7 protein-coding genes are annotated in these 10,874 nt (G+C 57.6%); all 7 read left to right on the forward strand.

Annotation, left to right across the window (positions count from 1 at the left end; translation table 11 throughout):
- The first annotated feature begins 3 nt into the window (after positions 1–3).
- The 7 genes from KDX37_RS06220 (at position 4) to brnQ (ending at position 10,680) form a co-directional block, all read left to right on the forward strand.
- Positions 4–708, forward strand: a complete 705-nt coding sequence (locus KDX37_RS06220; protein WP_231651801.1) for a succinate dehydrogenase iron-sulfur subunit — start codon at positions 4–6, stop codon at positions 706–708.
- A 259-nt stretch (positions 709–967) separates the two neighbouring features.
- Positions 968–3,799 carry a 2-oxoglutarate dehydrogenase E1 component gene (locus KDX37_RS06225; RefSeq protein WP_231651802.1) on the forward strand — a complete coding sequence of 944 codons (2,832 nt, stop codon included), beginning with the start codon at positions 968–970 and terminating at the stop codon, positions 3,797–3,799.
- Positions 3,800–3,840: 41 nt separating this feature from the next.
- Positions 3,841–5,067, forward strand: coding sequence for a 2-oxoglutarate dehydrogenase complex dihydrolipoyllysine-residue succinyltransferase (odhB, locus tag KDX37_RS06230; RefSeq protein ID WP_231651803.1), 1,227 nt, complete (start codon positions 3,841–3,843; stop codon positions 5,065–5,067).
- A gap of 171 nt (positions 5,068–5,238) precedes the next feature.
- Complete coding sequence (lpdA, locus tag KDX37_RS06235; RefSeq protein WP_231651804.1) at positions 5,239–6,675, forward strand: dihydrolipoyl dehydrogenase; 1,437 nt, start codon at positions 5,239–5,241, stop codon at positions 6,673–6,675.
- 205 nt (positions 6,676–6,880) lie between these two features.
- Positions 6,881–8,047 (forward strand): ADP-forming succinate--CoA ligase subunit beta, encoded by a 1,167-nt coding sequence (gene sucC, locus KDX37_RS06240; protein WP_231651805.1) that lies wholly within the window; start codon positions 6,881–6,883, stop codon positions 8,045–8,047.
- Positions 8,047–8,928, forward strand: coding sequence for a succinate--CoA ligase subunit alpha (gene sucD, locus KDX37_RS06245; RefSeq protein ID WP_024688213.1), 882 nt, complete (start codon positions 8,047–8,049; stop codon positions 8,926–8,928). Before sucC ends, sucD begins: the two co-directional genes overlap by 1 nt.
- A gap of 438 nt (positions 8,929–9,366) precedes the next feature.
- The gene (gene brnQ, locus KDX37_RS06250; protein WP_231651806.1) at positions 9,367–10,680 is read left to right on the forward strand and encodes a branched-chain amino acid transport system II carrier protein; all 1,314 of its coding nucleotides are present in this window, start codon (positions 9,367–9,369) and stop codon (positions 10,678–10,680) included.
- Positions 10,681–10,874: the final 194 nt, after the last annotated feature.

Genomic DNA, 10,874 nt, shown 5'->3' on the forward strand with positions numbered 1-10,874 from the left:
GATATGTTGCAAGTCAGTGTTTATCGTTACAACCCTGATCAGGACGCAGCGCCGTTCATGCAGGACTTCCAGGTCGATACCGGTGGTAAAGACTTGATGGTGCTGGACGTGCTGGCTCTGGTCAAAGAACAGGACGAAGGTTTCTCATACCGTCGCTCATGCCGCGAAGGTGTGTGCGGTTCTGACGGCATGAACATCAACGGCAAGAACGGCCTGGCATGCATTACGCCGCTGTCTGACGTGGTGAAGAAGGGCAAGCTGATCGTACGTCCGCTGCCTGGTTTGCCAGTCATCCGAGACCTGGTCGTCGATATGAGCATCTTCTACAAGCAATACGAGAAGGTGAAGCCGTTCCTGCAGAACGATACTCCGGCCCCGGCCATCGAGCGTCTGCAGACCCCTGAAGAGCGCGAGAAGCTGGACGGTCTGTACGAGTGCATCCTGTGCGCTTGCTGCTCGACTTCCTGCCCGTCCTTCTGGTGGAACCCTGACAAGTTCCTGGGCCCTGCTGCACTGCTGCAAGCCTACCGTTTCCTGGCTGACAGCCGTGACACCCGGACCACCGAGCGTCTGGCTTCACTGGATGATCCGTTCAGCGTGTTCCGCTGCCGCGGGATCATGAACTGCGTAAACGTTTGCCCGAAAGGCCTTAACCCTACCAAGGCTATCGGTCACGTACGCAACATGCTTCTGCAAAACGGCGTCTGATTCATCGCTTTACCTGTTACATCGTTGCAATGAAATGACCGCGGCGCAGGCTTCAACCGGCGCCGTGGTTTTAACCTGAGCAGTAGCTCGCAAAGCTGCCGCTCTTATTTTGAAGAAATGAGACCAGCAGGGGCATCCGGGCTGGTACCCGGACTATCTGCGTGATCCATGGTGACTTGATACAGTCGCTGCACACGACTATCTCAGGATTGCTTTGGCGTCTTCGCCGGTGGTGTCCCCTTACCGAGGGTGACCAAGCATGCAAGAAAGCGTGATGCAGCGCATGTGGAACAGTGCCCACCTATCCGGTGGTAACGCTGCCTATGTGGAAGAGCTCTATGAGCTCTACCTGCACGACCCTAACGCTGTGCCAGAAGAATGGCGCACCTACTTTCAGAAGTTGCCAGCAGACGGCAGCTCTGCCACCGATGTATCGCACTCAACGATTCGCGATCATTTCGTGTTGCTGGCCAAAAACCAGCGCCGCGCTCAACCGGTATCTGCCGGGAGCGTGAGCAGCGAGCACGAGAAGAAGCAGGTTGAAGTGCTGCGGCTTATCCAGGCTTATCGTATGCGTGGCCATCAGGCTGCCCAGCTCGATCCGCTGGGTCTGTGGCAGCGTCCTGCGCCAGCTGATCTGTCGATCAATCATTACGGCTTGACCAATGCCGATCTGGACACGACTTTCCGTGCCGGCGACTTGTTCATCGGCAAAGAGGAAGCGAGCCTACGCGAAATTCACGAAGCGTTGCAGCAGACATATTGTCGCACCATCGGCTCCGAGTTCACTCACATCGTGGATTCCGAGCAGCGCAACTGGTTCATGCAGCGTCTTGAAAGCGTCCGCGGCCGTCCTGCCTTTTCAGCTGATATCCAGAGCCATCTGCTTGAGCGTGTCACTGCCGCAGAGGGTCTGGAAAAGTACCTGGGCACCAAATACCCAGGCACCAAGCGTTTCGGTCTGGAAGGTGGCGAAAGCCTGATCCCGATGCTGGACGAGCTGATCCAGCGTTCCGGTTCCTACGGCACCAAGGAAGTCGTTATCGGCATGGCCCACCGTGGTCGTCTGAACGTGCTGGTCAATACCTTTGGTAAAAACCCGCGTGACCTGTTCGACGAGTTCGAAGGCAAGAAAAAGGTCGAGCTGGGTTCCGGTGACGTCAAGTATCACCAGGGCTTCTCTTCCAACGTCATGACCGCAGGCGGCGAAGTTCACCTCGCCATGGCCTTCAACCCGTCTCACCTGGAGATCGTGTCTCCGGTGGTCGAAGGTTCGGTACGTGCGCGTCAGGATCGTCGTAACGATCCGACTGGCGACAAGGTTCTGCCAATCTCCCTCCACGGCGACGCGGCCTTTGCAGGTCAGGGCGTGGTCATGGAAACGTTCCAGATGTCGCAGACTCGCGGCTTCAAGACCGGTGGCACGATCCACATCGTCATCAACAACCAGGTAGGTTTCACCATCAGCAACGCGCTGGACTCGCGCTCTACCGAGTACGCGACCGACGTTGCCAAGATGATCCAGGCGCCGATCCTCCATGTGAATGGTGATGATCCGGAAGCCGTGATGTTCGTGACCCAGCTGGCGATCGACTACCGCATGCAGTTCAAGCGTGACATCGTCATCGACCTGGTCTGCTACCGTCGTCGTGGTCACAACGAAGCTGACGAGCCTAGCGGCACGCAGCCTTTGATGTACCAGCAGATCAGCAAGCAGCGCACCACTCGCGAGCTGTACGCCGAGCATTTGATCAAGACCGGCATCCTCGACGAAGCCCGCGTCCAGGCCAAGGTCGACGACTACCGCAACGCGCTGGACAACGGTCTGCATGTTGTGAAAAGTCTGGTCAAAGAGCCTAACAAGGAGCTGTTCGTCGATTGGCGTCCTTATCTGGGCCATGCCTGGACTGCGCGTCATGACACCCGCTTCGATCTCAAGACTCTGCAGGAGCTGTCCGCCAAACTGATGGAGCTGCCTGAAGGCTTCGTCGTGCAGCGTCAGGTCCAGAAGATCTACGAAGACCGCCAGAAGATGCAGGCCGGTGGCTTGCCGATCAACTGGGGTTACGCCGAGACCATGGCGTATGCCACGCTGGCGTTCGAAGGCCACCCGATCCGCATGACGGGTCAGGATATTGGTCGCGGTACGTTCTCGCACCGTCACGCTGTGTTGCACAACCAGAAAGATGCCGGCACCTACATTCCGTTGCAGAACCTGTACGCCGGTCAGCCGCGTTTTGACCTGTATGACTCGTTCCTGTCGGAAGAGGCCGTGCTTGCATTCGAATACGGTTACTCGACCACCGAGCCTAACGCGCTGGTTATCTGGGAAGCCCAGTTCGGCGACTTTGCCAACGGTGCCCAGGTGGTTGTCGACCAGTTCATCACCAGCGGCGAACACAAGTGGGGCCGTCTGTGCGGTCTGACCATGCTGTTGCCTCACGGTTATGAAGGTCAGGGCCCGGAGCACTCGTCTGCACGTCTCGAGCGTTATCTGCAGCTGTGTGCCGAGCACAACATTCAAGTGTGCGTGCCAACCACTCCAGCTCAGATCTACCACTTGCTGCGCCGCCAGGTGATTCGTCCGTTGCGCAAGCCTCTGGTTGTGCTGACGCCGAAGTCGCTGTTGCGTCACAAGCTGGCGGTCTCGACCCTCGAAGAACTGGCCGAAGGTTCGTTCCAGACCGTGATCCCGGAAATCGACACGCTCGATCCGGCCAAGGTCACACGTCTGGTGCTGTGCAGCGGCAAGGTCTACTACGACCTGCTGGAAAAACGCCGTGCCGAAGGTCGTGAAGACATCGCCATCGTTCGTATCGAGCAGCTGTATCCGTTCCCTGAAGATGACCTGATGGAAACGATTGCGCCTTACACCAATCTGCAGCACGCGGTCTGGTGTCAGGAAGAACCGATGAACCAGGGCGCCTGGTACAGCAGTCAGCATCACTTGCGTCGCAGCATTGGCAACCACAAACGCGAACTCGTTCTCGAGTACGCCGGTCGTGATGCTTCTGCCGCTCCAGCATGTGGCTATGCTTCGATGCACGCCGAGCAGCAGGAAAAACTCCTGCAAGATGCCTTCACTGTTTAACGCCTTCGAGCATTAGAAACCGAATTAAGGAATTACAGATAATGGCTATCGAGATCAAAGCCCCCTCTTTCCCGGAATCCGTTGCCGATGGCACCATTTCCAAGTGGCACAAACAGCCGGGCGAGGCGGTAAAACGTGACGAGCTGCTGGTCGACATCGAGACTGACAAGGTCGTCCTTGAAGTCCTGGCCGAAGCTGACGGCGTACTGGCATCGATCGTGAAAGGCGAGGGCGAAACCGTCCTGTCCAACGAGCTGATTGCAACTCTGGACGCGGGCGCTACCGCGTCGGCTGCTCCAGCTGCCGCGGCCGCACCGGCTGCGGGTTCGGCACCTGCTGCTGCACCGGCTGCTGAGGACGAAGACGCAATTGCAGCTCCTGCTGCTCGCAAGCTGGCTGAAGAAAACGGCATCAACCTTGCCAGCCTGAAAGGTACTGGTAAAGATGGTCGTGTGACCAAGGAAGACGTTGTTGCCGCTGTTGAAGCGAAGAAATCCGCTCCAGCCGCTGCTCCGGCCGCAAAGCCTGCCGCAGCTGCGTCGGCCCCTGTTTTCGCTGCGGGCGACCGTACCGAGAAGCGCGTGCCAATGACCCGTGTGCGTGCAACCGTCGCCAAGCGTCTGGTTGAAGCACAGTCGAACATGGCGATGCTGACCACGTTTAACGAAGTCGACATGACCGAAGTCATGGCACTGCGTTCCAAGTACAAGGACCTGTTCGAGAAGTCGCACAACGGCGTACGTCTGGGCTTCATGTCGTTCTTCGTCAAGGCTGCCACCGAAGCGCTGAAACGCTTCCCGGCTGTCAACGCGTCGATCGACGGTTCCGACATCGTGTACCACGGCTATGCAGACGTTGGTGTTGCAGTGTCCAGCGACCGTGGTCTGGTCGTACCGGTTCTGCGTAACGCCGAACACATGAGCCTGGCTGAAATCGAAGGCGGCATCGCCACTTTCGGCAAGAAAGCCCGTGATGGCAAACTGTCCATCGACGAGATGACTGGCGGTACGTTCACGATCACCAACGGTGGTACTTTCGGTTCGATGATGTCGACGCCTATCGTCAACCCGCCGCAGGCCGCGATTCTGGGTATGCACAACATTCTGCAGCGTCCTATGGCGATCAACGGTCAGGTCGTGATCCGTCCGATGATGTATCTGGCTCTGTCGTACGATCACCGTTTGATCGACGGTAAAGAAGCGGTAACCTTCCTCGTTACCATCAAGAACCTGCTGGAAGATCCGGCTCGTCTGCTGCTGGATATCTGATGAAGCAGACCCTGCTGCAAACCGGAGGCTGCCAGACAAAGGCAGCGCGGTGCGCAGTTCGGGTCTTGCAAATGACATCTAATGAACAGGTTGCGGGCAGGTCTGTAATACATCACAGGCCTGTCAGCAGCCTGCGGCTTAAAGCTCGCAGCTAAAGAGGAATTCTTTTTTATGTCCCAGAAATTCGACGTGGTAGTGATTGGCGCAGGCCCTGGCGGCTATGTTGCCGCCATCAAGGCTGCGCAACTTGGTCTCAAGACTGCCTGCATCGAGAAATATCAGGACAAGGAAGGCAAACTGGCACTGGGCGGTACTTGCCTGAACGTCGGTTGCATTCCTTCCAAAGCGCTGCTGGACAGCTCCTGGAAATTCTACGAAGCCAAGAATGGCTTTGGCGTCCACGGTATTTCAACTTCTGAAGTCACCATCGACGTACCTGCCATGGTTGGCCGTAAATCCACCATCGTAAAAGGCCTGACCGGCGGCGTTGCCAGCCTGTTCAAAGCCAACGGTGTGACCACTCTGCAAGGCCACGGCAAGCTGCTGGCTGGCAAGAAGGTCGAACTGACCGGCGCTGACGGTACTGTCGAAATCATCGAAGCGGACCACGTGATCCTCGCTTCGGGTTCGCGCCCGATCGACATCCCGCCTGCTCCGGTTGACCAGAAAGTCATCGTCGATTCTACCGGTGCACTGGAATTCCAACAGGTTCCTCAGCGTCTGGGCGTTATCGGCGCAGGCGTAATCGGTCTGGAGCTGGGTTCTGTATGGGCTCGTCTGGGCGCGCAGGTCACTGTGCTGGAAGCGCTGGACAAGTTCATCCCGGCAGCTGACGAAGCGGTTTCCAAGGAAGCCCTGAAAACCTTCACCAAGCAGGGCCTGGACATCAAGCTCGGCGCTCGCGTGACTGGCTCCAAGGTCAACGGCGAAGAAGTGGTTGTCAGCTACACCGACGCTGCTGGCGAGCAGTCGATCACATTTGATCGCCTGATTGTTGCGGTTGGCCGCCGTCCGGTCACCACCGACCTGCTGGCTGCCGACAGCGGTGTTGATCTGGATGAGCGCGGCTTCATCTACGTCGATGACTACTGCACCACCAGCGTTCCTGGCGTCTATGCCATCGGCGACGTGGTTCGCGGTCTGATGCTGGCGCACAAGGCCTCGGAAGAGGGCATCATGGTTGTTGAACGCATCAAGGGCCACAAGGCTCAGATGAACTACAATCTGATCCCGTCGGTAATCTACACTCACCCGGAAATCGCGTGGGTAGGCAAGACCGAGCAGACCCTGAAGAATGAAGGCGTTGAAGTCAACGTCGGCACCTTCCCGTTCGCCGCCAGTGGCCGTGCCATGGCAGCAAACGACACCGGCGGTTTCGTCAAGATCATCGCTGACGCCAAGACCGACCGCGTACTGGGCGTCCACGTGATTGGCCCAAGCGCAGCCGAACTGGTGCAGCAGGGTGCAATCGCAATGGAGTTCGGCAGCAGCGCAGAAGACATCGGCATGATGGTCTTCTCACACCCGACTCTGTCCGAAGCGCTGCACGAAGCGGCCTTGGCTGTGAATGGCGGCGCCATCCACATCCAGAACCGCAAGAAACGCTAAGACAACAAGAGAAACCACGACGCAGTGCCCGTCGTAGGCCCGGCAAACAGGCTTACCGCGGAATCTGCGTCGGACTCGACCTCTCAGGCGGCCCCGGCATTGCTCAGGCATTGCTGGCGTCAACCAGGAGTAGCGGTCACAGGTGGTGCGGCACGCTGACGTGCAGCACCGAATGCGCAGTACCTAAACGAAGACGGTAATAAGCATGAATCTTCACGAGTATCAGGGTAAGCAGCTGTTCGCTGAATACGGCCTGCCAGTATCCAAAGGCTACGCAGTAGACACCCCGGAAGCAGCCGCAGAAGCTTGCGACAAGATCGGCGGAACCGAGTGGGTCGTCAAAGCCCAGGTTCACGCAGGTGGTCGCGGTAAAGCGGGCGGCGTCAAGCTGGTTCGCAGCAAAGAAGACGCAGCAGCGTTCGCTCAGCAGTGGCTGGGCAAGCGTCTGGTAACTTACCAGACCGACGCCAACGGCCAGCCAGTGACCAAGATCCTGGTTGAGTCCTGCACCGACATCGCCAAAGAGCTGTATCTGGGCGCTGTAGTTGATCGTTCGAGCCGTCGTATCGTGTTCATGGCTTCCACCGAAGGTGGCGTGGACATCGAGAAGATTGCTCACGACACGCCTGAGAAGATTCTCAAAGCAACCATCGATCCACTGGTTGGCGCTCAGCCATTCCAGGGTCGCGATCTGGCTTTCCAGCTGGGTCTGGAAGGCAAGCAGGTTGCTCAGTTCGCCAAGATCTTCACCGGTCTGGCCAAGCTGTTCCAGGACCACGATCTGGCTCTGCTGGAAGTGAACCCGCTGGTGATCAAGGCCGACGGCGATCTGCATTGCCTGGACGCGAAGATCAACATCGACGCCAACGCCATGTACCGTCAGCCAAAGCTGAAGGAATTCCATGATCCTTCGCAAGATGACCCGCGCGAAGCTCACGCTGCCAAGTTCGAACTGAACTACGTAGCGCTGGAAGGCAACATCGGCTGCATGGTCAACGGTGCTGGCCTGGCCATGGGTACCATGGACATCGTCAATCTGCATGGCGGCAAGCCTGCAAACTTCCTTGACGTTGGCGGCGGTGCCACCAAGGAGCGCGTTACCGAAGCGTTCAAGATCATCCTGTCCGACACCAACGTCGCTGCAGTTCTGGTCAACATCTTCGGCGGCATCGTTCGTTGCGACATGATTGCCGAAGGCATCATCGGTGCAGTGAAAGAAGTCGGCGTTAAAATCCCGGTTGTTGTTCGCCTTGAAGGTAACAACGCTGAACTGGGCGCTAAAGTACTGGCAGAAAGCGGTTTGAATATCATCGCGGCTACCAGCCTGACCGACGCTGCTCAACAAGTTGTCAAAGCTGCGGAGGGCAAGTAATGAGCGTCCTGATCAATAAAGACACCAAAGTCATCTGCCAGGGTTTCACTGGTTCGCAAGGTACTTTCCACTCCGAACAAGCCATTGCCTACGGCACCAAGATGGTTGGCGGCGTGACTCCAGGCAAAGGCGGCACCACGCACCTGAACCTGCCTGTGTTCAACACCGTTGCTGAAGCGGTTGCGACCACTGGCGCTGACGCTTCGGTCATCTACGTTCCGGCTCCTTTCTGTAAGGATTCGATCCTGGAAGCCGCGTTCGCTGGCATCAAGTTGATCGTCTGCATCACCGAAGGCATTCCGACCATCGACATGCTGGAAGCCAAGGTCAAGTGTGACGAGCTGGGTGTGGTCCTGATCGGCCCTAACTGCCCAGGCGTTATCACTCCAGGCGAATGCAAGATCGGCATCATGCCAGGTCACATTCACTTGCCAGGCAAAGTAGGCATCGTGTCGCGTTCCGGCACCCTGACTTACGAAGCTGTGAAGCAGACTACTGACGCTGGTTTCGGTCAGTCCACCTGCGTCGGTATCGGTGGTGACCCGATCCCGGGTTCCAACTTCATCGACATCCTGAAGCTGTTCCAGGAAGACCCGAAGACCGAAGCGATCGTCATGATCGGCGAGATCGGCGGTTCGGCTGAAGAAGAAGCGGCTGCCTACATCAAGGCACACGTGACCAAGCCGGTTGTTTCCTACATCGCTGGTGTGACTGCTCCTCCGGGCAAGCGCATGGGCCATGCTGGCGCAATCATCTCTGGCGGCAAGGGCACTGCAGACGAGAAGTTCGCTGCACTGCAGGACGCAGGTGTCAAAACCGTGCGCTCCCTGGCAGACATCGGCAAGGCTTTGGCCGAGCTGACTGGTTGGCCGACCAAGTAAGCTTCGCTTACTTTTTCGAGCAATCGACAAAGGCCACCTTCGGGTGGCCTTTGTGCGTTCAGGGGTATGACCTTCCATGACAAGTGGTGCTTGCCGAAAGAGATGCGTTGCCTGGGGCCAAGTCTTCGCGAGCAAGACCGCATGTCCCGGCTCAACCCCAAGAGAGAGGTGTGTTCAGCGGGAATTGAGCGCCTTACAAGACGATCCCGCACTTTCCAGCTTGACAACGGCCGCTGCGCTTATAGAGGGCATGCATCGGATAGTCGCCCCGTGATAGTGCATTTCTGATCTGAGTTAGCTACCCTGTTCGCCGTTTTTGCGGTGCCCTCACAAGGGGTCGCCTGCAAGGTACTGCCACGTCCTACGACGACGGGCTGCGTTCACCCCATTCACAGGTAACGCCCTTTCCCTTATCTCGAATTTGTGTGGTCCCTCGCAATGAAAGTGTTGAAAGGTCAGGACATCCTGGCGCTTGGTTTTATGACGTTTGCCCTGTTCGTCGGGGCTGGCAACATCATCTTTCCCCCGATTGTAGGTTTGCAGGCCGGGCCGCATGTGTGGATTGCGGCGCTGGGCTTTCTCGTTACCGCCGTTGGCTTGCCGGTCATTACGGTTATTGCCCTGGCCAAGGTCGGCGGGGCAATGGACGCGCTCAGCAGTCCGATCGGCAAAATTGCTGGTGGTCTTCTCGCAGCGGTCTGCTATCTGGCGGTCGGTCCGCTGTTCGCGACTCCGCGCACTGCCACTGTCTCGTTCGAGGTCGGTCTGGCGCCGCTGACAGGCGATAGCCCACTCGCATTGCTGCTCTACAGTTTTGTGTATTTTCTGGTGGTGTTCTGGGTATCGCTTTACCCCGGACGTCTGCTGGACACCGTTGGGCGCTTTCTCGCGCCACTGAAGATTCTTGCGCTGGCCGTGCTGGGGATTGCTGCCTTTGCATTGCCGGCGGGTGAGGTTGGAACCGCAGAGCCTGCTTACGCTGTCGCGCCTTTTTCTCAAGGTTTCATCAGTGGTTATCTGACCATGGACACTCTGGGCGCTCTGGTGTTTGGCATCGTTATTGTCAATGCCATTCGCTCACGTGGCGTTGAATCCCCCAGGTTGATTACCCGCTACGCAATCATTGCCGGGCTTATCGCCGGTGTGGGGCTGGCGCTGGTGTATGTCAGCCTGTTTCGCCTGGGTTCAGGCAGCCACGCGGTTGCGGCAGGGGCCAGTAATGGCGCGGCCGTTCTGCACGCCTATGTGCAGCATACGTTCGGTTCGCTGGGCAGCGGTTTTCTCGCTGTACTGATCTCGCTGGCCTGCCTGGTGACCTCAGTGGGCCTGACCTGCGCTTGCGCTGAATATTTCGCCAAGGTATTGCCGCTTTCTTACAGGGTGCTGGTGGTGATGCTCGCGGTGTTCTCGTTACTCGTGTCAAACCTGGGCCTGACCAAGCTGATCCTGTTCTCCATTCCTGTACTGACAGCGATCTACCCGCCTTGCATTGTGCTGGTTGCATTGAGCTTTCTGAAAGGGTTCTGGCGGAGTCAGGGGCGGGTGGTTGCGCCGGTCATGCTGGTGTCACTGGTGTTCGGTCTCATCGATGCGATCAAAGGGGCAGGGCTCACCGACTATTTGCCGCATGCGCTGAGCAACTTGCCATTGAGTGATCAGGGCCTGGCATGGCTGGTGCCCTCAGTGATCACCCTCCTGGGCGCGGTTGTAGTGGACAGAGCAAAAGGCGCACGCAGCCAATCGTTGGCCTGAGCGTCCACTGGGCGTTTACAGCGTTGGAACCATAGAACGTGCCTCGTTGAGTTCATTTTCAGGACGTAAAATAAAGCCCGCTCATGAGCGTAATGCTGTTCACTTAAGCATTTGAGTCCAGGCCGGGCTTTATAGAGAATCCGATGTCAGACCTCTGGCATCGGATTTTTTATGCCCATTCAGCAGCAATTGCT

This window comes from Pseudomonas californiensis, assembly GCF_021147775.1.
Classification (GTDB): Bacteria; Pseudomonadota; Gammaproteobacteria; order Pseudomonadales; family Pseudomonadaceae; genus Aquipseudomonas; species Aquipseudomonas californiensis.

What these genes read in the sequence shown, in the direction of transcription:
- odhB (WP_231651803.1), top strand. Translation starts at nt 3,841, where the DNA reads ATGGCTATCGAGATCAAAGCCCCCTCTTTCCCGGAATCCGTTGCCGAT.
- sucD (WP_024688213.1), top strand. Translation starts at nt 8,047, where the DNA reads ATGAGCGTCCTGATCAATAAAGACACCAAAGTCATCTGCCAGGGTTTC.
- brnQ (WP_231651806.1), top strand. Translation starts at nt 9,367, where the DNA reads ATGAAAGTGTTGAAAGGTCAGGACATCCTGGCGCTTGGTTTTATGACG.
- KDX37_RS06220 (WP_231651801.1), top strand. Translation starts at nt 4, where the DNA reads ATGTTGCAAGTCAGTGTTTATCGTTACAACCCTGATCAGGACGCAGCG.
- lpdA (WP_231651804.1), top strand. Translation starts at nt 5,239, where the DNA reads ATGTCCCAGAAATTCGACGTGGTAGTGATTGGCGCAGGCCCTGGCGGC.
- KDX37_RS06225 (WP_231651802.1), top strand. Translation starts at nt 968, where the DNA reads ATGCAAGAAAGCGTGATGCAGCGCATGTGGAACAGTGCCCACCTATCC.
- sucC (WP_231651805.1), top strand. Translation starts at nt 6,881, where the DNA reads ATGAATCTTCACGAGTATCAGGGTAAGCAGCTGTTCGCTGAATACGGC.